Here is a 20,901-nt window from a genome sequence, read left to right on the forward strand (position 1 = left end):
GGCGCCGCGCTGCCCCACCCGGCGCCGCCCGACGGTTCGTCGGCGCGCCTCTGGGCCGAGGCGATAGCGGCCCGCGCGGCGAGGGGGAGGGGCATGGAGGCCGCTGAGGTCGAGCGTCGGGTGCTGGAGGCCGTCGGCCGCGCCATGGGGCGCTTCGCCATGCTGCGGCCCGGCGACCGTGTGGCGGTGGGCGTCTCCGGGGGCAAGGACAGCCTCTGCCTGCTCCACGTGCTGGCGGCCCACCGCCGGCGGACGCCCTTCCCCTACGAGCTGGTCGCCGTCACCCTCGAGCAGGGCAAGTTCACCCGGCCGATCCGCTCGATCGAGGGGCAGATCCGCGCCCTCGGCATCCCGTGGGTCCTGCTGGAGGACCGCAGGACGCTGCGCCTGGTCACGGACGGCATCGTCCACGGCTGCGACGTCTGCAGCCGCCACCGCCGCGGCTGGCTCTATCGCGCGGCCGGCGAGGCCGGCTGCAACGTGCTGGCGCTGGGCCACACGGCCGATGACTGCGCCGAGGCGCTCCTGCGCAACATCCTCTTCAACGGGCGGATCGCCTCCCTGCCTCCCGTGGCGGCCTCGCGCAAGGGCGGGCTGCGGCTCATCCGGCCGCTGGCGCTGGCGAGCGAGGCGCTGACCGCCGAGTACGCGCGGGTCCACGGGCTTGAGGCCGTGGGATGTGTCTGCAGCGACAAGGAGAGCGTGCGCGCCGAGATCCGCGATTTCCTCGCCGGGCTCGGCGCGCGCCATCCAGGCGTGCGGGAGTCGATCCTCGCGGCCCTCGCCAACGTGCACCCGCACGCCCTCTTCGCCGTGGCAGCGCTTGCCCCGCCTCCGGGAGTGAGGCAAGATGAGCCCGCGAGCGCCCCGGCAGCGCGGGGGGGCCGCCAGGCTGGAAGCCGCCGAGACGTCCAGGACGACTGAGAACCCGGAGGGAGAGCCGCCATGCCAGAGGCTGTCATCGTCTCCACCGCCAGGACCCCCATCGGCCGCGCCTATCGCGGGGCCTTCAACAACACCCACGGCGCGACGCTGGGTGGGCATGTCATCAGCCACGCCGTGCAGCGCGCCGGGCTCGAGCCGGGCGAGGTCGAGGACGTGATCATGGGCTGCGCGCTGCCGGAAGGCGCCACGGGGCAGAACATCGCCCGCCAGGCCGCCCTGCGCGCGGGGCTCCCCGTGACCACCTCCGGTGCCACGGTCAACCGCTTCTGCTCGTCGGGGATGCAGGCCATCGCGATCGCCGCCCAGCGGGTGCTCGTGGACCGGGTGCCGATCATGGTGGCCGGCGGGCTCGAGTCCGTCAGTCTGGTCCAGAACGAGCACTTCAACAACCATCGCATCCACGAGGCCTGGATCGACGCGCACAAGCCCGAGGTCTACATGCCGATGCTGGAGACGGCCGAGGTGGTGGCGAAGCGCTACTACGTCACGCGGGAGCGGCAGGACGAGTACGCGCTGACGAGCCAGCAGCGGACGGCGGCCGGACAGCGCGGGGGCCGCTTCGACGCGGAGATCGTGCCGCTCACCACGCGCAAGCTCGTCCAGGACAAGGCCACGGGCGAGGTGCGCGAGGAGGAGGTGACGCTCAAGCAGGACGAGGGCAACCGCCCCGATACCACCGCCGAGGGGCTGGCGGCGCTGAAGCCCGTCACCGGCGAGAAGGGGCACATCACGGCGGGCAATGCCAGCCAGCTCTCCGACGGCGCCTCGGCCTGCGTGGTGATGGACGGCACGCTGGCCGAGAAGCGCGGGCTCCATCCGCTCGGCATCTACCGCGGGCTGGCCGTGGCCGCCTGCGAGCCCGACGAGATGGGCATCGGTCCCGTGTTCGCCGTGCCGCGGCTGCTCGAGCGCTTCGGCCTCAAGCTGGACGACGTCGGCCTCTGGGAGCTCAACGAGGCCTTCGCCGTGCAGGTCGTCTACTGCCGCGACAAGCTCGGCCTCCCCATGGACCGGCTCAACGTGGACGGGGGCGCCATCGCCATCGGCCACCCGTACGGGATGTCCGGCTCCCGCATGGTCGGCCATGCGCTGATCGAGGGGAAGCGGCGGGGCGTGAAGTTCGTGGTCTGCACCATGTGCATCGGCGGCGGCATGGGCGCCGCGGGGCTCTTCGAGGTCGCCTGACGCGGGGGCGGGGCGCCTCTCGGACAGCCGAGAGGGCAGGCATGACGACCGACACTCTGGGCCCCCTGGTCAGCACCGAGTGGCTCGCCACGCACCTCGGCGATCCGGACCTGCGCGTCCTGGACGCGACCTTCTACCTGCCGCATCTCCACCGCGATGCGCGCGCCGAGTACCGCGCCGCCCACATCCCGGGCGCCGTCTACTTCGACATCGACGAGATCGCGGACCGCGAGAGCCCGCTGCCGCACATGCTGCCCGCGCCGGCGGAGTTCGAGCGGGCGGCGGGGGCGCTCGGCATCGGCGACGGGGACCGCGTCGTGGTCTACGCGGCGCGCCAGATGATCGCCTCGGCCCGCGTGTGGTGGACCTTCCGCGTCTTCGGCCACGATCGCGTGGCAGTGCTGGACGGGGGGCTTCCGGCCTGGCTTGCCGAGGGGCGACCGCTCGCCTCCGGCGAGCCCGCGCGGCCGGTGCCGCGCCGATTCACGGCTCGTCCTCGCCCGGGCCTGGTGCGCGACCTCGAGGCCATGCTCGCCAACGTGGACAGCCGGCGCGAGCAGGTGCTCGACGCCCGATCCCATGGTCGCTTCGTCGGCACGGAGCCCGAGCCGCGACCGGGCCTCCGCGCCGGCCACATCCCCGGGAGCCTGAGCCTGCCCTACGACCGCCTCTTCGGCTCCGAGGACGGCCGGCTCCTGGCGCCGGACCGGCTCAGGGCGGTGTTCGAGGCCGCGGGCGTCGACCTCGCCCGGTCCGTGGCGGCCACCTGCGGCTCGGGCGTGAGCGCCGCCGTGCTGGCGGTGGGGCTCCACGTGCTTGGGCGCGGGGAGGCCGCCGTGTACGACGGCTCCTGGACGGAATGGGGTGGGCGGGACGACACCCCCGTGGAGCTCTGACCCGCATGCAGCTCAGAGCCGCGGCAGGCGGGAGGGCTCGGCGCACGTGCGCTCGACCTCCTCGACGGTCTTCGGCGTGCCGGCGGTCAGGACCTCGGCGCCCGTCTCGGTGATCAGGAGATCGTCCTCGATCCGCACGCCGATGCCGCGGTACTCGGGCGGGATCGGGTGGTCGACCGTCGTCGTCTTTGCCTTCTCCTCTTCCTCGACCTTCTTCGCCGCGGCCATCCCCAGCCGGAGCCGCCGGTCCCACATCTCCTCCTCGCTGTACTCGCGGAGGTGGAAGGTGGCGCGCTCGCGCTCGGGGTCGACGTAGAGGCCGGGCTCCACGGTGAGGACCATGCCGGGCTCCAGCAGCCGGGACTGCCGCCGGATCCGGTAGTCCCCCACGTCGTGCACGTCCATGCCGAGCCAGTGGCCGGTGCCGTGCATGTAGAACTCGCGGTAATGATGCATGGCGAGCGAGTCCGCCACCCCGAGGGGCACGAGGCCCAGCGCCACCAGGCCCTCGGTGAGGACGCGGCGGGCGGCCTCGTGCACGGCCTCGTAGGGTTGTCCCGGCCGGGCCGCGGCGATGGCCGCCGCCTGGGCGTCCAGCACCAGGCCGTAGATGGCGCGCTGCGGCGCCGTGAAGTGCCCGCCAGCGGGAAAGGTGCGCGTGATGTCCGCGCTGTGGTATCCCCACTCGCAGCCGGCGTCGACGAGGACGAGGTCGCCCGCTTCGATGCGGCGGCGACTCTCGGTGTAGTGCAGGATGCAGGCATTGGGGCCCGAGGCGACGATGGAGGGGTAGCCGTTGCGGGGCGACCCGTGGATGCGGAAGACGAACTCGAGGGCGGCCTGGACCTGGTACTCGTAGAGCCCCGGCGCCGCGAAGCGCATGGCCTCGACGTGAGCCTCGCGGCTGATCTCGCAGGCGCGACGCTGCGCCGCGACCTCGGCGGGCAGCCGTCTCAGCCGCAGCTCGTGGAGCAGCGGCCCCGGATCCTCGACCCGCGCGGGGACCGAGTAGCCGCGCGCCCTCGCGGCCCGCGCCTGCTCCAGCAGCCTCAGGATCCTGCCGTCGAGGCCCGGCTGGCCGAGCCGGTAGTAGAGGGCCGGCCGATCCAGCAGGCGCTCGCGCAGCCGGTCGTCGAGCTGGTCCACGGGGTAGGCGGCGTCGGCGCCGAAGTGGGCCACGGCGCCTTCCACCCCGGCCCGCCGGCCGTTCCAGATCTCCATCTCGCGGTCGCGGGGCCGGACGAAGAGCACGACGCGTTCCCGCGGGTGGGTGGGGTCGAGCAGCAGCACCGCGTCGGGCTCCTCGAAGCCGGCGAGGAAGAAGAAGTCCGAGGCCTGGCGGAACTCGTGGTGGACGTCGCCGTTCCGCAGCGTCTCCTGGGCGCCGGGGATGACAGCGATCCCCTCGCCGATCATCTCGGCAAAGCGGCGCCGGCGCTCCGTGAAGGGCGGTGGCTGGCTCATCCGGACCTCCATGCTACCTCACCGGGCGGTTGACAGCCGGGAAAGATCGGCGAACAATTTGCGGGGCCACTCGCGCTCGCGGGCCTAGCGCCCGGGAAAGGGCATGCCGATGCGTACCACGACGCAGCTTCGCCGAATGCTCCAGGAGCCCGGCCTCATCGTCGCTCCCGGCGCTTACGACGGGATCTCCGCCCGGCTGATCGAGAGTGCCGGCTACCGGGCCGCCTACATGACCGGGGCCGGCACGGCCGCCTCCCACCTGGGCCAGCCGGACCTGGGGCTGGCCACGCTCACCGAGATGGCCACGCATGCCCGGCACCTGGCCTCCTGCATCTCATTGCCCCTGATCGCCGACGCCGACACCGGCTACGGCAACGCGCTCAACGTGGTGCGGACGGTGCGGGAGTACGAGCGCGCGGGCGTGGCGGGACTGCACCTGGAGGATCAGGTGGCGCCGAAGAAGTGCGGCCACATCGCGGGCAAGCAGGTGATCCCCGCGCGCGAGTTCGCCGAGAAGATCCGGGCGGCGTGCGAGTATCGCACCGATCCGGACCTCGTCATCATCGCGCGCACCGACGCCCGCGCGGTCACGGGTCTCGAGGACGCCATCGCGCGCGGCAACCTGTATGCCGAGGCCGGCGCCGACATCGTCTTCGTCGAGGCGCCGCAGAGCGAGGAGGAGGTCGGCCGCATCGTCCGGGAGGTCAAGGCGCCGCTCCTGGCCAACATGGTCCCGGGCGGCAAGACGCCGCAACTCCCCGTCGCCACGCTCGAGCGGCTGGGCTTCAAGGTCGTGATCTTCCCGGCCGCGTGCATGGGCGCAGCCATCCCGGCCATGGAGCGGGCGCTCGCCAGGCTCAAGGAGACGGGGCTCGAGCCGCAGGAGGGGCCGGTCCTGTCCCCCATGGACATCTTCCGCAGGGTCGGCTTCGACTGGTGGCACGACGTCGAGCAGAAGTTCGGCGGCGCGTGATGGGCAGTTCGTGAGCGCGGGTCAGAGTCTCTTCGAGAAGGTGTGGCGGCGCCACGTGGTGGCTGCCGGGCCCGGCGGCCAGACGCTCCTCTACGTGGACCGCCATCTCCTGCACGACGGCTCGGACTCGGCCTTTGGACGGCTCCGGAGCGCCGGCCGGACGCTGCGGCGCCCCGAGCGCTGCTTCGCCACGGCCGACCACTATGTCCCCACGGCCCCCGGCACCGTGGCCGCCACCGATGCGGAGATCCGCGCCATGGTGGACGGGCTCGCCCGCAACACCGCGGAGGCCGCCATCTCCCACTTCGGGGTGGGCGATCCGCGTCAGGGCATCGTGCATGTCATCGGCCCCGAGCAGGGGCTCACCCAGCCCGGGATCACGCTGGTGTGCGGGGACTCCCACACCGCGACCCACGGCGCCCTCGGGGCGCTGGCCTTCGGCATCGGCTCCTCGGAGGTCGAGCATGTCCTGGCCACGCAGTGCCTGTGGCAGCGGAAGCCCGCGGTCATGCGCATCCGTGTGGACGGCTCGCGCCCCTTCGGGGTCACCGCCAAGGACGTGATCCTCGCCATCATCGCTCGCATCGGGGCGGCGGGCGGCACGGGGCATGCTATCGAGTATGCCGGGTCCACCATCGTGGCCATGTCGATGGAGGAGCGGATGACCGTCTGCAACATGTCCATCGAGGCCGGGGCGCGCGCGGGGATGATCGCTCCGGACGAGACGACGTATGCCTTCCTCGAGGGGCGGCCCCACGCTCCGAGGGGCGCCCTCTGGGGACGGGCGCTGGCGTTCTGGAAGACGCTGCCCTCGGATCTCGATGCGGTGTTCGACCGCGAGGTGGCGCTGGACGCGCGGGAGATCGCCCCCATGGTGACCTGGGGCACGAGCCCGCAGGACGCGCTTCCCATCACGGGGCTCGTCCCCGACCCGGCGGCGGCCGGCGACCCCGTCCGGCGGGCGAGCATGGAGCGGGCGCTCCGCTACATGGGCCTCACCCCCGGTCGGCCGCTCGTCGAGGTGCCCGTGGACCGGGTCTTCATCGGCTCCTGCACCAATAGTCGTCTGGAGGACCTGCGTGCGGCCGCGGCGGTGGCCCGGGGGCGCCGGGCGAGGGTCCCGGCCATGGTCGTGCCGGGCTCGGGGCTCATCAAGCGGGCCGCCGAGGCCGAGGGACTCGACCGGATCTTCCGGGCCGCCGGCTTCGAGTGGCGGGACCCGGGCTGCTCCATGTGCGTGGGGATGAACGGCGATCTGGGCCGCGCGGGCGAACGCTGCGCTTCCACATCCAACCGCAACTTCGAGGGGCGCCAGGGCCAGGGCGTGCTCACGCACCTGATGAGCCCGGCCATGGCCGCCGCCGCCGCCGTGACGGGGCGCCTGACTGACGTGCGGACGCTCGGCTCCGCGGCGGGAGGCGCCTGAGGTGGAGGCCTTCATCCGGCTCGAGGCCGGCGCCGCGCCCCTGGACCTTCCCAACGTCGACACGGACCGGATCATCCCGGCGCGCTTCCTGCACAAGCCCCGGGGCCCGGGGTACGAGCGCTACTGCTTCCACGACATGCGCTTCGACGCGGGGGGTGCCGAGCGCCCGGACTTCGTCCTGAACCAGGCGCCCTACCGCGCCGCTCGCATCCTCGTGGCCGCGGAGAACTTCGGCTGCGGCTCCTCGCGTGAGCACGCCGTCTGGGCGCTCCACGCCTGGGGTTTCCGCGCCTTCGTCGCGCCCTCCTTCGGTGACATTTTCTTCGGCAACTGCGGGCAGAACGGCGCCTTGCCCGTCGTGCTCCCGCCGGAGGTCGTGGCGGGAATGAGGCGCCAGCTCCACGAGCGGCCGGGCGCGACCATGGTGGTGGACCTGCCCTCGCAGACGGTGACCGGCCCCGACGGCGCGCGCCATCCGTTCAGCGTGGACCCGTTCCGCAAGGAGTGCCTGCTCCGCGGCCAGGACGAGATCGCGCTGACCCTCGGCCACGGCGAGGCCATCGCGGCCTTCGAGGCGCGGGCGGGCGTCGAGATGCCCTGGCTCCTGCCATGACCACGCCGCTGACGGTGTACCTGCCCTTCAACCGCGACTGTCTGGGCCCGGCCTTCGAGGCCGCCAAGGGCGGCACCCCGCCGGCGCCTGCCGAGGGGCAGTGGCTCATCGTCCAGAGCCAGGGGCTCGTCGTCCTCCCCGAGGGCCAGGGCTTCCGGCTGCCCGCCGGACCGCCGCCGCGGGAGCTCGCGGGCGCCCTCGGCTCTCCGTTCTGGCTCGGCACCTGGCAGGGCGCGCCCTGCTGGGCCGCCGCCCTGCCGCGGGAGGCCTCGGTGCCCGAGGGGCTCCACCGCGAGACGCTCCTGCCCATGCAGGGATCGCGGCTGGCGGACGATCTGCTGTCCCTGGGCGGCATGGCCATGCAGGCCTTGTGGTGGGAGCAGACCAGCGGGCACTGCCCGCGCTGCGGCGAGCCCATGACGCCGATCGCGGGCGAGTGGGGCAAGCGCTGCCCCCGCTGCCGCTACGAGCACTATCCCCATCTGCACCCCGCCGTCATCGTGCTGGTGCGGGACGGCGACCGCTGTCTCCTCGCGCGCAAGAAGGAGTGGGCGCCCGGGCGGTACGCGCTGGTGGCCGGCTTCGTGGACAACGGCGAGTCGCTGGAGGGGGCGGTGGCGCGCGAGGTGAAGGAGGAGGTGGGCGTGGAGGTGAAGGACATCCGCTACGTCGGCAGCCAGAACTGGCCCTTCCCGAGCCAGCTCATGGTGGGCTTCGTCGCGCAGTACGCGGGCGGCGAGGTCAGCGTGGACCGGGCCGAGCTCGAGGACGCGCGCTGGTTCCCCGGCGACCGGCTGCCCCCGGGGCCCTCCCGCCACAGCATCGCGGGGTTCATTCTCGGCCACTACGCCCGCGGCTAGAAGCGGGCTCCGGCAGGAAAGAGGGACGGCCATGGGGTTCAAGGGCCAGACCATCATCGTCACGGGCGCCGGCTACGGCATCGGTCGGGCCATCGCGCTGCGCTTCGGGCACGAGGGGGCCAACGTCGTCCTGGCGGCGCGCTCGAGGGACAAGCTCGAGGCGGCGGCCGCCGAGCTCACGGCGCTCGGCACGAACCCCCTCGTCGTGGTCACGGACGTCTCGTCGGAGCCGGACGCGGCGGCCATGGTCCGGGCGGCCGTCGCCCGCTACGGCGGCATCGACGTGCTCGTGAACAACGCCGGCATCGCCGGGCCCACCAAGCTGGCGCGCGACATCGCGCCCGGGGAGTGGGAGGAGACCCTCGCGATCAACCTGAGCGGGGCCTTCTACTGCGCCAAGCACGCCTCGGCCGTCATGATCGAGCGCGGCGAGGGCAGCATCGTCAACATCGCCTCCGTGGCCGGGCGTATCGGCTACCCCCTGCGGACGCCCTACGCGGCCTCCAAGTGGGGGATGATCGGCCTCAGCCACTCGCTGGCAGCCGAGCTCGGGCCCCACGGCATCCGCGTCAATGTCGTGGTGCCCGGGCCCATTCACGGCGAGCGCATCGACCAGGTCATCGCCGCCCGCGCCAAGGCGGAGGGGAAGTCCTTCGACGAGGCGCGCCAGTGGTTCGTGAAGGACATCCCGCTCAGGCGCATGCCCACGGGCGATGAGGTCGCCGAGGCAGTGCTCTTCCTCGCCTCGGGGGCCGCCTCCGCGATCACCGGCCAGGCCATCAACGTCTGCGGCGGGTTCCGGATGCAGTGACACCGGGCTTCGCTCGGGAGTGCCCTCCTCCGCTCGCCTCGCCCCGGGGGTTGCCTCGCCCGGCTGGCCGGTCCCCCGGCGATCCGGAATGAGCGACGCGGCCGCCGCGCTGGCGGGGCTGTGGCAGGCCGCCGGCTGCGCTCCGGAGGCGCTCGAGCGCCTCTCGCTCACGGGCTGCGACCCCATCCTGCCCGGCCCCTTCAAGGTCGGGACGGCGGCGCTGGCGAGCATCGGCGCCTCGGCGCTGGCCGCCGCGGAGTGCTGGCGGTGGAGGACGGGGCGCGCGCAGGCGGTGGGCGTGGAGATCCGCGCCGCCGCCACCGCCTTTCGCTCCGAGCGCTACTTGCGCGTGGATGGTCAGCCGCCGGCCGATCCCTGGAGCCCCATCTCGGGCTACTACCGCACCGGCGACGGGCGGTGGATGCAGCTGCACTGCAACTTTCCCCATCACCGGGATGGGGTCCTGCGCATCCTCGGCTGCGAGGCCTCCCGCGAAGCGGTGGGCGCCGCCGTCCTGCGGTGGCAGGCCGCTTCCCTCGAGAACGCGCTCGCCGAGGCGGGCATGTGCGCCGGCATGGTGCGCTCCGCCGAGGAGTGGGCCCTGCATCCACAGGCCCGCGCCGTCGCGAGCCTGCCGCTCCTGGAGATCGTCCGCATCGGCGACTCCCCGCCGGAGCCGTGCGGGACGGGGAACCGTCCACTGTCCGGCGTGCGAGTGCTCGACCTCACGCGGGTCATCGCCGGCCCCGTCTGCGGGCGCACCCTGGCCGCGCATGGGGCCGAGGTGATGCTCGTCACCGCCCACCACCTGCCGGGCATCCCGCTGCTCGTGATGGACACGGGGCGCGGGAAGCTCTCCGTGACCCTCGATCTCCGGCGGGCCGAGGAGGGAGAGTGCCTGCGCCGCCTGATCCGCGAGGCCGATGTCTTCTGCCAGGGCTATCGCCCCGGCGCGCTGGACGGCCGCGGCCTGTCGCCGGAGGAGGTGGCAGCGCTGAGGCCGGGCATCGTCTATGTCACGCTCAGCGCCTATGGGCAGGCCGGGCCCTGGCGCGGGCGGCGCGGTTTCGACAGCCTCGTGCAGTCGGTGAGCGGGATCGCCCACGAGGGCGGCCTCGCGGCCGGCGTCGAGGGCCCGCGGCCCTTGCCGGCCCAGGCCCTGGACCATGCCACCGGCTATCTCGCCGCCTTCGGCGCGATGGCGGCTCTTGCCAGGCGCGCGCGAGAGGGCGGCAGCTACCTGGTGCGCCTCTCGCTGGCCCGGACGGGGCGCTGGATCGACGGCCTCGGCCGGGTGGACGGGATCCTGGTGCGCGATCTCAGGCCCGAGGACGTGGCCGATCTCATGGAATCGAGCGAGACGCCCTTCGGGATCATGCAGGCCGTCGCGCCGGCCGAGCATCTCGCGGAGACGCCTGCCCGCTGGACGCGCCCCGCGGCGCCGCTGGGCACCCACGACGCGGCCTGGCCCCACTGAGCGTTCCCGGCCACCCACTGGCCCCCGGGACTGCGTTGGTGGGAGAGCGGCCGTGATCGGGCTCCCGTGGGATCAGCGCCTGGCCCGGTGGCTCGTGAGGCCCCTTGCGGGCGTGCCCGCCGTCCATCCGAACCACATCACCACGGCGAGCCTCTTCCTGGCGCTGGGAGCCGGTCTCCTCTTCGCCCGGGGAGACAGGGGCGCTGGCCTGTGGGGTGCTGCGCTCTTCGCCCTGGCGCGCTTCGTGGATCACGCAGACGGCGAGCTGGCCCGGCTCACCGGCCGCTCCTCCCGTCTGGGGTACTACTACGACTTCGCGGTGGGAGGACTCAGCTCAGGGGCGCTCTTCCTCGGCATCGGTGTGGGGCTCGGGAGCGGAGGATGGACCGACTGGCCGGTCCTCCTCGGCATGCTCGCAGCGGTCTCGGGGCTGGCGGCCACGGCGTTCGGCATCGCGGTGGAGGCCGCCCCGGGGCCGCGGGCGCCGCTGTACCCCAGCGCCGGCGGTTTCGAGCTGGAGGACGGCATCTACCTCATCGTCCCCTTCACCTGGCTCGGGTGGCTCGGGCCCTTCTTCGTCCTGTCCAGCATCGGCCAGGTGATCTTCTGCCTCGCGATGCTGGGCCGCCTCCGCGCAGCGCGCCGGGCCTGACCCGCACCTCTGGTCGGGGTTCACACCACGCCGGCCGGCGCGAGCCCCGCCGCCCCGCGGTGAGCGGCAGCCTGAAGTCGCAGGGCTCCGGACCGGGCGGGCCCCGTCAGGCCGAGGCGAGGAAGTCCAGCACGGTCCGGTTGAAGGTGGCCGGGTCCTCCCAGTGCAGGCAATGGCCGACTGCCGGCACGATGCGAAGCAGCGAGCCCCGGATCCGGGCGTGGATGATCTCCGAGGCCTTGGGCGGGCAGAAGATGTCGCGCTCCCCGGTGATGACCAGGGCCGGCGCTCGCAGCCCGGCCAGCGCCTCGGTGAGCGGCGCCTCGAGGAGCGAGGCCATGGCCCTGGCGGCATTGGCGAAGCCGGCGGCATCTCGTACCCCGTTCCGGCGCACCTCGCGGTAGGCCTCGATGATGTCGGCGCCGGAGACGGTGAAGCAGACGGCGGCATCCCCCATCGCCGCCGCCCTCAGGGCCGCCACCCCGTCGCGCTCCGCCAGCGCGGCGCGCTCGAGGTAGTAGTCGGCGGCTCGGCGATTCACCACGCTGGACGAGGCCGCGATCACCACGGCCCGTGTCATGTCCGGATGGTCGAGGGCGAAGCGCTGGGCGATGACCCCGCCCATGGAGAAGCCGATCACGCGGGCGGGGCCCGCGCCGAGCCGATCGAGCAGCGCCCGCAGGTCGGCCGCGAGCTGCTCCACGCTGCCGGCGCCGTCTCCGGTCTCCGACTCGCCGAAGCCGCGCACGTCGCAGGCGATGACGCGGAATCGCGCCCCGAAGTCCTCCAGCTGATGCCGCCAGGCGCTGCGCGTCTCGCCGATGCCGTGCACGAGGAGGGCGGGCTCTCCCGCCCCGGATTCGTCCCAGGCCAGCACGGTTCCGTTGATGTGCTCTCTCATGCCGCCCACGGTAGCACGGAGTGCCCGGGCGGCGAACGTGGGGCGCGAACTTATTTCGCACTCCGCGGCACGGTGACATTCCTCAGAAGGCGGGTGGCGGTTTTGGGCGCTCCGGAAGGGCACGCGTGGCGTCTCCCCTCGGGTTGGCAGGAGGATCTACGGACACTTAGCCACGGCTCTCCGTGGCACGGATGTTGCCCGCCTGAGAGCGTCAGAAGCATGCGTTACCCCATGGAGCGGCAGGCGGCGTTCGCGGGCCAGCGGGTCAAGCAGAAGATCTGTCTGGCGCTCACGCTGTCCTCCGTGATCCCCATGCTGATCCTGACCTATTCGCTCTATGCCCACGTGCTGCCCTTTCTCGACCCGGTCCTGCACTTCCGCGACCTGGTCTGGTTCGAGGCGCTCCTGATCTTCACGGGGCTTCTCATGCTGGCCGGGGGGTTCGTGATCTGGGACCTGGCGACGGCCGTCTCCCACGCCGCCGCGGCGGTGACCGAGGCCGGGCAGGTCGAGGAGATCACGGCGGCGCGGTCGGACGAGATCGGCACGCTGATGGCCTCGTTCACCCGCATGCTCGGAACCATCAAGCAGCAGGCGGCGGAGGTCAGCCAGTACGCCGAGCGCCTCGAGGGAGCCTACCGGGAGCTCGAGCTCACCAGCGCCCGGCTCAAGGAGTTCTCCTTCACGGACGAGGTGACGGGGCTCTACAACCGGCGCTTCTTCTCCGTGCGGCTCGAGGAGGAGGTGTCCCGGTCTCGCCGGTTCCACCACCCCGTCTCGGTGGTGATGCTGGACGTGGACGGGCTCAACGCCATCAACGACGCGCTCGGGCGCGGCGCGGGCGACGAGACGCTCAGGATCGTCGCCGACATCATCACGAGGTACTCGCGAGGCATCAACGTGGTCTGCCGGCACGCGGCGGACACCTTCGCCGTCCTGCTGGTGGAGACCGCCAAGACCGGTGCGGGGCTGTACGCCGAGCGCATCCGCCAGGTGCTGGCCGCCTACCCGTTCGCCCACGGCCGGCGCGTCACGGCGAGCTTCGGCGTCGCCTCGCTGCCCGAAGACGTGGCCCCCTCGGCGGACGAGCTGATCCGGGCGGCCGGCGAGGCGCTCTTCAGGGCGAAGCGGGCCGGCAAGGACCGCATCTGCCTCTACGAGGCCGCACCGGGTTCCCCCGTGGAAGTGGAGGCAACGCGCGCATGAGCGACAACGGACGGCACACCGAGGTTCTGATCGTGGACGACGACCGGCACATCCGCACGGTGCTGCAGGAGGTCTTCCGGGCCAGCGGGTACACCTGCCAGCTGGCCACCAACGGCGAGGAGGCGCTGGCGACCTTCGAAGCCGAGCGGCCGCCGCTCACCGTGACCGACGTGAACATGCCCGTGATGGGGGGGCTCGAGCTCCTCAAGCAGGCGCGGGCCATGGAGCCGGACGCGGCCGTCCTGATGCTCACCGGCGTGGCCGACGTGGAGACCGCCGTCGAGAGCCTCAAGCACGGCGCCTACGACTTCATCCTCAAGCCGGTGGACGTGGACAAGCTCATGGTCGCCGCCGAGCGCGCGCTCGAGCGCCGCCATCTCCTCATCGAGCGCCGCGACTACCAAGCGCTCCTGGAGCGGCGCGTGGGCGAGGCCACGCGGGACCTGGAGGACACCTACCGGAGCACGCTCGAGGCGCTGGGCTCCGCCATCGACACCCGGGATCTGGGCACCCAGGCCCACTCCCGGCGCGTGCGCGGCTACACGCTGACCATCGCGCGCGCCCTCGGCGTGCCGGAGGACGAGCTGGCCGACCTGGAGCACGGGGTGCTGTTGCACGACATCGGCAAGATCGGCATCCCCGACGCCATCCTGCTCAAGCCGGGGCCCCTCACGCCGGCCGAGTGGCAGGTCATGCGATCCCACCCCGAGGTGGGGCGCCAGCTCGTGGAGCAGATCCCCTTCCTCCGCGGGGCGCTGCCCGTGGTCTACCACCACCACGAGCGCTGGGACGGCAGGGGCTACCCGCTGGGGCTCAAGGGCGAGGAGATCCCGCGGGGGGCCCGCATCTTCGCCGTGGCCGATGCCCTGGACGCCATGACCTTCGACCGGCCCTACTCCCGCGCCATCCCCCTCGAGGCCGCCCGGGCCGAGATCCAGCGGTCGGCCGGCACTCAGTTCGATCCCGCCGTGGTCGCAACCTTCGTGGTGCTGCCGCTCGAGATCTTCGAAGAGATCCGCCGGACCTCCCTCGCCTGAGCGGGCCCCAGGGGCCGACGGGGCGCCGCAGCGTACTCTGGACTCGCGCCGAGTCCCTGGGGTACCATGCGGCGATGGCCCGGTACCTGTTCATCGTGGCGCGCGAGGAGCCCGAGCTGTGCGCCCACCTTGCGCGGGAGTTCTCGGGCGAGGCCGGCGTCGAAGTGGTGCTCGATCGGCGTCGCGTCGAGCGCCGGCAGCGCCGGGCGGCGGGGCCTCCGAAGGAACGGCGCCGGGGCGCCCGCCGTACCCACGCGCCGATCCAGGGCGAGCTCCAGGCGCTCAACTTCGCGCTCGTTACCGCGGACTGACGTCCCGGCTCGCCGCCGCCCGGTGGGACCCCGGGCCGCGCCCCCGTGGAGAGGAGCCCGGAGTGAAGGACATCGATCAGATCCTCGAGCTGGCCATCAAGAAGAACGCCACCGACATCCACCTCCAGGTGGGCCTGCCTCCGGTGTACCGCGTCCAGAAGAAGCTCGTGACGTTCCACAGCGACAGGCTCACGGCGGAGCGGGTCCAGGAGCTCGTCTTCTCCATCATGGCGGACCAGCAGAAGCGGATCTTCCGCGAGAAGCTGGACTACGACTTCTCCTACGGCATCCAGGGGCTGGCCCGCTTCAGGATCAACGCGTTCATGCAGCGGGACTCGGTGGCGGCGGCGCTCCGGCGCATCCCCTTCGACATCCCGTCGCTGGACTCCCTCGGGCTGCCCCCCGCCGTGCACGAATTGACCAAGCTCAAGCGGGGGTTCGTGCTCGTCACCGGCGCCACGGGGCAGGGCAAGTCCACCACGCTGGCGGCCCTGATCGACCGCATCAACCAGGAGCGGCAGCTCCACATCGTCACCCTCGAGGACCCCATCGAGTACCTCTTCCAGCACAAGAGCAGCATCGTGGTCCAGCGGGAGCTCGGGACGGACACGGTGAGCTTCGCCAGCGCGCTGCGGGCCTGTCTCCGCGAGGACCCGGACGTGATCTTCGTGGGTGAGATGCGGGACTTCCAGACCATCGAGGCGGCGCTGACCGCGGCGGAGACGGGCCACCTCGTCTTCGCCACGCTGCACACCAAGACGCCCGCCCAGGGCATCGACCGCATCGTGGATGTGTTCCCGCCCCACCAGCAGCAGCAAGTGAAGGTGCAGCTGGCCAACGTCCTGCACGGGATCATGACCCAGCAGCTCCTGGTGCGGAAGGACGGCGAGGCCCTCGTCGTCGCGGTGGAGCTGCTGTTCGCGACCCCCGCCGTCCGGAACCTGATCCGCGAGGGCAAGACCTTCCAGATCCAGTCGGTGATCCAGACCGGAACCTCCATCGGCATGCAGACCATGGAGCAGTCTCTCAAGGGCCTCTACGACAGGGGGCTCATCTCCTACGAGGACGCCATGGAGCACTGCTTCGACAGCAAGGAGCTGGCCCGCATCATGGGGAGACCCCCCTCGTCCTGACCCCTCCGCCGCTGGCTCGCCGTCGGCTGCTCGGGCTGCTTCCGCTCGCCATCGGCCTCACGAGCCTCCTCGCCTTCCTGCCTGCACTCGGGGCGGGCTTCGTCAACTGGGACGACACGGCCAACATCCTGAACAACCCGCACTTCCGCGGCCTGGGCCGGGCCCAGCTCTCGTGGATGTTCACCACGACCCTCATGGGGCATTACATCCCCCTGACCTGGCTGAGCCTCGGGGTGAACTACGCCCTGGGCGGGATGGACCCGTGGGGCTATCACCTGGGGAACCTGCTGCTCCACGCGGCCAACGCCGGCGTGTTCTTCCTGGTCGCGCGCCGCCTCCTGGCGGCCGGCTTCGCGACGCGGGACGTGTCCGTGCTGGCGGGCGCGGCGCTGGCGGCGCTCGTGTTCGGGGTGCATCCGCTGCGGGCGGAGTCGGTGGCATGGGTGACGGAGCGGCGGGACGTGCTCTGCGGGCTCTTCTACTTGCTGGCGGTGCTGGCCTACTTGCGCGGGACGGAGGGGGAGGGGGCGATCCGGCCCGGCTGGCGGGCGCTGTCCCTCCTGGCCTTCCTGGCGGCGCTCCTGTCCAAGGCCATGGCGATGACCCTGCCGGCGACCCTCCTGCTCCTCGACCTCTACCCGCTGAGGCGGACTGGACTCGGCTGGAAGGCGCTCCTCAGGGAGAAGGCGCCGTACGCGGGGCTCGGCCTCGTCGGCGCTGCCGCCGCCGTCCTCGCGCTGAGCCGGGGCGCCACGGTGACGGGGTACGGCGAGTATGGGCCGGCGGCCCGCGTGGCCCTGGTCGGCTACAGCCTCTGGTTCTATCCCCGGGCGATGCTGTGGCCGGTCGGGCTCTCGCCGCTCTACGAGATCCCGGGCTCGGCGAACCTCGTCGAGTGGCGCTTCCTGGGACCGATGGTGGCCGTCGCGCTGACCACGGCGATGCTGGTGGCCCTGAGGCGCCGGTGGCCCCCGGGGCTCGCGGCCTGGGCGCATTCCGCCATCGTGCTCCTGCCGGTGAGCGGGATCGTTCACGCCGGCTACCAGCTCGCCCACGACCGGTACAGTTACCTCTCGGGGCCCGGCTTCGCGGTGCTGGCGGGGGCCGGACTCGTCTGGACCGCTCGCGCCGCCCGCGCAGGTCGGGTCGCGGGCTGGGTGGCGCGCTCCCTCGCGGTTGCAGCGGCGCTTGTTGTACTGGGCTGGGGGGCCGGAGCATGGCGGCAGACCCGAATCTGGCAGAGCTCCGAGAGCCTCTGGCAGGCCGCGCTCGCCGCGGACCCCGAGTGCGCACTCTGCAACAACAACATGGGCGCGGCCATCGTGAGATCGGACCGGGCAGGCCCGGCGCGTCTCCGGCTGGCCGAGGCGCATTTCCGGTACGCAATCCTCCTGCGCCCCGAACGGGGGGACCCGTATCACAATCTGGGCGCTCTCCTGGCGGGACAGAAGCGTTACCATGAGGCGGAGTGGGCGCTCCGGACCTACATTCGCCTGTCGCCGGCGGCTCCTGACGGTCCCCTCCGGCTCGGGATGCTCTACGCCGACCAGGGGCGACACGCGGAGGCCATCGAGTCCCTCGACCGGGCGCTCCGGCTCCGGGCGGAGTATCCGGAAGCCCGCGCCGAGCGCAGCCGCGCCTTGAGCGGGCTGCGCGAGACGGACCCGGCTCTCGCTGAGACGCTCACAAGTGGCCGCTGAGGAGAATCGAATGGACGCGGCGAGGACAGGCGAGGCGACGCCCCGGGGCCTCCGCGTGATGGGCGATTCGCCGATCCGGCAGCGGGTCGTCATCGCGCTGGCGCTGTCCACCGTCATCCCCACGCTGATCCTGTTCTACGTCCTCCTCATGCACATCGTCGGCATGCCCGCCGAGCAGCGCGGCTATCTCCCGGCCCTCGCGCTGTCGACGATCCTGCTCATGGTGGGCGGTGGCGCCGTGATCTGGGACCTGGCGCGGGAGGCGGACCGGGCCAACCTGCGCTGGCGCGATCTGTCGCTCACCGACGAGCTGACCGGCGCGTACAACCGGCGCTACTTCGACCTGCGGCTGCGCGACGAGATCGCGCGGGCCGAGCGCTATCGCCATCCACTCTGCCTCATGCTCCTGGACGTGGACCGCTTCAAGGAGGTCAACGACAACCATGGCCACGATGTCGGCGACGTTGTGCTGAAGGAGCTGTGTCTCCTCGTCCAGACCCAGTCGCGCGCGGGGACGACACTCTGCCGCTACGGGGGCGACGAGTTCGCCGTCCTGCTGCCCGAGACCGCGTGGACGGGCGCGCTGGTCTACGGCGACAGGATCCGGACCTGCGTGGGCCGGGCGACCTTCTCTCACGGGCAGCCTGTCACGATCAGCGTCGGTCTCGGCGCCTTCCCCGACGACGCCACCAGTGCCGACGACCTGTTCAAGGCCGCCGACACCTCCCTGTACGCCGCCAAGGCAGGCGGGCGAAACCGGGTGGGGGGGTAGCCTCTGGCCGAGTGGGTGCTTGTGTTCGCCCGCCTTTCCTGGTAGGGAGAAGCCAGTTCCCAGCTCCAGCCACCCCCAGGAGGTGCCGCCATGGCGAGGATCACCCAGCTCACGGTCTCGACCCCATCCAGGCCCGGCGTGCTCGGCAAGGTCTGCGGCAGCCTCGCGGCGGCCGGCGTCAACCTTTCGGGGGTCTGTGCCGCCGAGGTCGGCGGCCGGGGCAAGATCCGGCTGGTCGTGAGCGACCTGGCCAGGGCCAAGAAGGCCCTGACGGACGCCAAGATCCGGTGCGGCGAGGAGCCGGCCCTGCTCCTCTCCATGGAAGATCGCCCCGGCGCGCTCGCGCAGGCGGCGCAGCGCCTTGCCGCGGCCAGGATCAACATCAAGTGCGTCTATGCCACCACCTCCGCGGCCGGCGGTGGGGCCGCCCAGGTGGTCCTGGTCGTCCCCAACGTCGAGAAGGCCGAGAAAGCCCTCGGGTGAGGCTCGCGCGGGAGGAGGTCGAGCGGCTGATGGAGGAGCGCCCCGGGAGTGCCTCGCTCGAGGAGGCCCTCGGGGTCTTCGAGGTCTTCGCCAGCAGCACGCTCTCGGACGAGGTCTACGTCCTCGACGACGTCGGCGGCAAGCGGATCGCCATCGCCCCGGCGGCGCTCAAGGCCAAGTACAGGAAGGAGTGAGGGCACATGCCTATCATCTGCATCTCCCACGAGATGGGCGCCGGGGGCCCCGAGATCGGGCAGCAGCTCGCCCAGCGGCTCGGCTACCGCTACATCGACCAGGAGCTGATCTCGGACGCGGCCCACCGCTACGGGCTCCTGGAGGAGAAGCTCTCCCACCTGGACGAGACCAAACCCTCCCTCTTCGAGCGCTTCGACGCCGAGACGCGGCGCTACATCACGGTGATCCAGACGGCGCTCTACGAGTTCGCCGAGGCCGACAACGTGGTGCTCATGGGCCGCGGCGGCCAGTGGCTTCTCCGGGGCATCCCGCACGTGGTCCGCGTGCGCGTCACGGCTCCGTTCGAGCTCAGGGTGAAGCGCCTGGGCAAGAAGCTGTCGGGGCAGATGGGCGAGCAAACCAACCCGCGGACCATCACCGACATGGTCAGGCGGGACGACACCGAGAAGGCCGGGCGCATGCGCTACCTGTACGAGGTGGACCTGCGCGACTCCGCGCTCTACGACGTGGTGATCAACACCGAGAAGGTGACGGCGGAGGGCGCCGTGGAGCTCATCGCGGGGCTCGCGCGCCGGCCCGAGCTGGCCGCCACCCCGGCGGCCGCGCAGCTGGTCGCCGACCGCTCGCTGGCCTCGCGCGTCCAGGTGGCGCTGGCGACTCACCCCGAGACGAGAAAGTACCGGATCACGGTCGAGGCCAGGGCCGGCGTCGTGACGCTCGAGGGGACGGCCGCGCTCGAGGAGGCCGTGGACGTGGCCCGCACCGTGGACGGGGTCCGGGAGGTCAAGACCCAGCAGGTGGAGATCCCGCCGATCCCACCCTTCGTCGCCTGACCCGGGGGGTCCCGGGGGGTCAGGTCTTGCAATCCAACAGATAGCCCTGGCCCCCGCGCCGTCGCGCTCGTGGCGGTGCACGACGACCGCTACTCTGCCCCGCCTCCCAGTGCAGGACCGCGCCTGCCGATGTTGGAATGCAAGACCTGACCCCAGGCCGCTTGACGAAGTGAGCGCTTGTATGTACATTCAAGTGCACAAGGAGGCGAGCCATGACCCAGCTGACGATCTCTGAGGCGCGCAAGGGATTCCTCGACCTACCGGAGAAGCTCGCGCGCGAGCCCGAGCGCGCGGTCACCATTACGCGCCGGGGTCAGCCGGTTCTCGCCGTCTTGCCGTGGGAGTTCTACGAGAGCATCGTCGAGACGCTCGACGTGCTCAGCGAGCCCGAGCTCGTGGCGGCGCTTCGTGACAGCATCGAGGACATCGAGCGTGGCCGGCTGCTCGACCACGAGGAGGTTGGGGCGCGTCTCGGGCCGTGACCCACCAGGTCTACGCCGTCAAGTGGACCGAGACGGCGACCAGGCTTCTGGAAGCGATCTCCGACAAGAGGGTTCAGCGCGGCATCTACGCTCGCGCCGGCCAGCTCGCGCATTCCCCGGAAGACCAGGGCAGACCCCTCATCTCCGAGCTGGCTGGATTCCGCAGCGTTCGCGCCGCAGGTCAGAAGTACACGGCTTGTTCCGGCGCCGACCCAGCGCGGGAAGAAATAGCCGCCCTCATAAGATCAGCCGCTCACCCAATTCCCGGAGGTCGCGTACGAAGTCCTCGGGTTTGGGTGGCTCGATCCAGCGAACAGCCTCCCAGTCGGCGCGTGTGGCGGCGCACAGCACTCTAGCCAGATCGGCCGGGAACAGCCCTGCGGCTTTGCTGTGTGCATCGGTCAGCGCGCGGTCGAGAAGCAAGCCCATCAGGCGACAGTATCCCCAGATGTCGGCCAAGTCCTTCGGCTCTTGACGATCGATGGCCGCCGTCACCTTGCTCGCGAGAATATTTTCCGGGCTGTCCATCCGCCCCAGTACCGGATG

23 protein-coding genes are annotated in these 20,901 nt (G+C 71.9%); 20 read left to right on the forward strand and 3 right to left on the reverse strand.

The features are described from left to right. The first annotated feature begins 93 nt into the window (after nt 1–93). From HYV93_06890 to sseA, 3 genes are read left to right on the forward strand one after another with little or no spacing between them, the layout of a single operon-like run. Nucleotides 94–924 (forward strand): PP-loop domain-containing protein, encoded by an 831-nt coding sequence (locus tag HYV93_06890; GenBank protein ID MBI2525693.1) that lies wholly within the window; start codon nt 94–96, stop codon nt 922–924. A gap of 21 nt (nt 925–945) precedes the next feature. Continuing rightward, nucleotides 946–2,130, forward strand: a complete 1,185-nt coding sequence (locus HYV93_06895; GenBank protein MBI2525694.1) for an acetyl-CoA C-acyltransferase — start codon at nt 946–948, stop codon at nt 2,128–2,130. 41 nt (nt 2,131–2,171) lie between these two features. Further along, nucleotides 2,172–3,026 carry a 3-mercaptopyruvate sulfurtransferase gene (gene sseA / locus HYV93_06900; GenBank protein ID MBI2525695.1) on the forward strand — a complete coding sequence of 285 codons (855 nt, stop codon included), beginning with the start codon at nt 2,172–2,174 and terminating at the stop codon, nt 3,024–3,026. Between the two features lie 12 nt (nt 3,027–3,038). On the opposite strand, the gene HYV93_06905 is transcribed toward sseA, so the two are convergent. Continuing rightward, nucleotides 3,039–4,490 (reverse strand): aminopeptidase P N-terminal domain-containing protein, encoded by a 1,452-nt coding sequence (locus HYV93_06905; protein ID MBI2525696.1) that lies wholly within the window; start codon nt 4,488–4,490, stop codon nt 3,039–3,041. A 109-nt stretch (nt 4,491–4,599) separates the two neighbouring features. Here HYV93_06905 and HYV93_06910 point away from each other — a divergent pair, with 109 nt between their 5' ends. The 7 genes from HYV93_06910 (at nt 4,600) to HYV93_06940 (ending at nt 11,302) form a co-directional block, all read left to right on the forward strand. Continuing rightward, nucleotides 4,600–5,463 (forward strand): isocitrate lyase/PEP mutase family protein, encoded by an 864-nt coding sequence (locus HYV93_06910; protein ID MBI2525697.1) that lies wholly within the window; start codon nt 4,600–4,602, stop codon nt 5,461–5,463. Between the two features lie 10 nt (nt 5,464–5,473). Further along, nucleotides 5,474–6,889 (forward strand): 3-isopropylmalate dehydratase large subunit, encoded by a 1,416-nt coding sequence (leuC, locus tag HYV93_06915; protein ID MBI2525698.1) that lies wholly within the window; start codon nt 5,474–5,476, stop codon nt 6,887–6,889. A 1-nt stretch (nt 6,890) separates the two neighbouring features. Continuing rightward, a complete protein-coding gene (gene leuD, locus HYV93_06920; GenBank protein ID MBI2525699.1) occupies nt 6,891–7,502 on the forward strand; it encodes a 3-isopropylmalate dehydratase small subunit in 612 nt (203 codons plus the stop codon). Next, nucleotides 7,499–8,362, forward strand: a complete 864-nt coding sequence (gene nudC, locus HYV93_06925) for an NAD(+) diphosphatase (GenBank protein ID MBI2525700.1) — start codon at nt 7,499–7,501, stop codon at nt 8,360–8,362. The genes leuD and nudC overlap by 4 nt, the downstream gene beginning before the upstream one ends. A gap of 31 nt (nt 8,363–8,393) precedes the next feature. After that, on the forward strand, nt 8,394–9,173 hold the full coding sequence (locus HYV93_06930) for an SDR family oxidoreductase (GenBank protein ID MBI2525701.1): 780 nt from the start codon (nt 8,394–8,396) through the stop codon (nt 9,171–9,173). 88 nt (nt 9,174–9,261) lie between these two features. Beyond that, nucleotides 9,262–10,650 carry a CoA transferase gene (locus HYV93_06935; protein ID MBI2525702.1) on the forward strand — a complete coding sequence of 463 codons (1,389 nt, stop codon included), beginning with the start codon at nt 9,262–9,264 and terminating at the stop codon, nt 10,648–10,650. A gap of 52 nt (nt 10,651–10,702) precedes the next feature. Next, the gene (locus HYV93_06940; protein ID MBI2525703.1) at nt 10,703–11,302 is read left to right on the forward strand and encodes a CDP-alcohol phosphatidyltransferase family protein; all 600 of its coding nucleotides are present in this window, start codon (nt 10,703–10,705) and stop codon (nt 11,300–11,302) included. A gap of 106 nt (nt 11,303–11,408) precedes the next feature. On the opposite strand, the gene HYV93_06945 is transcribed toward HYV93_06940, so the two are convergent. Beyond that, nucleotides 11,409–12,203, reverse strand: a complete 795-nt coding sequence (locus tag HYV93_06945; protein MBI2525704.1) for an alpha/beta fold hydrolase — start codon at nt 12,201–12,203, stop codon at nt 11,409–11,411. Between the two features lie 219 nt (nt 12,204–12,422). On the opposite strand from HYV93_06945, the gene HYV93_06950 reads away from it, so the two are divergent. The 10 genes from HYV93_06950 to HYV93_06995 all read left to right on the forward strand — a co-directional run bounded on the left by HYV93_06950 (nt 12,423) and on the right by HYV93_06995 (nt 20,355). Next, the gene (locus HYV93_06950) at nt 12,423–13,409 is read left to right on the forward strand and encodes a GGDEF domain-containing protein (GenBank protein MBI2525705.1); all 987 of its coding nucleotides are present in this window, start codon (nt 12,423–12,425) and stop codon (nt 13,407–13,409) included. After that, nucleotides 13,406–14,446, forward strand: coding sequence for a response regulator (locus HYV93_06955; GenBank protein ID MBI2525706.1), 1,041 nt, complete (start codon nt 13,406–13,408; stop codon nt 14,444–14,446). Before HYV93_06950 ends, HYV93_06955 begins: the two co-directional genes overlap by 4 nt. 74 nt (nt 14,447–14,520) lie before the next feature. Further along, nucleotides 14,521–14,757, forward strand: a complete 237-nt coding sequence (locus HYV93_06960; protein ID MBI2525707.1) for a hypothetical protein — start codon at nt 14,521–14,523, stop codon at nt 14,755–14,757. A 62-nt stretch (nt 14,758–14,819) separates the two neighbouring features. Next, nucleotides 14,820–15,890 (forward strand): type IV pilus twitching motility protein PilT, encoded by a 1,071-nt coding sequence (locus HYV93_06965; protein ID MBI2525708.1) that lies wholly within the window; start codon nt 14,820–14,822, stop codon nt 15,888–15,890. A 176-nt stretch (nt 15,891–16,066) separates the two neighbouring features. Further along, a complete protein-coding gene (locus HYV93_06970; GenBank protein MBI2525709.1) occupies nt 16,067–17,590 on the forward strand; it encodes a hypothetical protein in 1,524 nt (507 codons plus the stop codon). A gap of 10 nt (nt 17,591–17,600) precedes the next feature. After that, the gene (locus tag HYV93_06975) at nt 17,601–18,362 is read left to right on the forward strand and encodes a GGDEF domain-containing protein (protein MBI2525710.1); all 762 of its coding nucleotides are present in this window, start codon (nt 17,601–17,603) and stop codon (nt 18,360–18,362) included. A gap of 90 nt (nt 18,363–18,452) precedes the next feature. Then, nucleotides 18,453–18,845 carry a hypothetical protein gene (locus HYV93_06980; protein MBI2525711.1) on the forward strand — a complete coding sequence of 131 codons (393 nt, stop codon included), beginning with the start codon at nt 18,453–18,455 and terminating at the stop codon, nt 18,843–18,845. Then, on the forward strand, nt 18,842–19,039 hold the full coding sequence (locus HYV93_06985) for a hypothetical protein (protein MBI2525712.1): 198 nt from the start codon (nt 18,842–18,844) through the stop codon (nt 19,037–19,039). Before HYV93_06980 ends, HYV93_06985 begins: the two co-directional genes overlap by 4 nt. 6 nt (nt 19,040–19,045) lie before the next feature. Continuing rightward, the gene (locus HYV93_06990; GenBank protein ID MBI2525713.1) at nt 19,046–19,873 is read left to right on the forward strand and encodes a cytidylate kinase family protein; all 828 of its coding nucleotides are present in this window, start codon (nt 19,046–19,048) and stop codon (nt 19,871–19,873) included. A 212-nt stretch (nt 19,874–20,085) separates the two neighbouring features. After that, complete coding sequence (locus tag HYV93_06995; protein MBI2525714.1) at nt 20,086–20,355, forward strand: type II toxin-antitoxin system Phd/YefM family antitoxin; 270 nt, start codon at nt 20,086–20,088, stop codon at nt 20,353–20,355. Nucleotides 20,356–20,592: 237 nt separating this feature from the next. Here the strand turns inward: HYV93_06995 and HYV93_07000 are convergent. Next, on the reverse strand, nt 20,593–20,901 hold a 309-nt coding region (locus HYV93_07000), incomplete at its 5' end, for a nucleotidyl transferase AbiEii/AbiGii toxin family protein (GenBank protein MBI2525715.1).

The organism is Candidatus Rokuibacteriota bacterium (assembly GCA_016188005.1).
Classification (GTDB): domain Bacteria; phylum Methylomirabilota; class Methylomirabilia; order Rokubacteriales; family CSP1-6; genus UBA12499.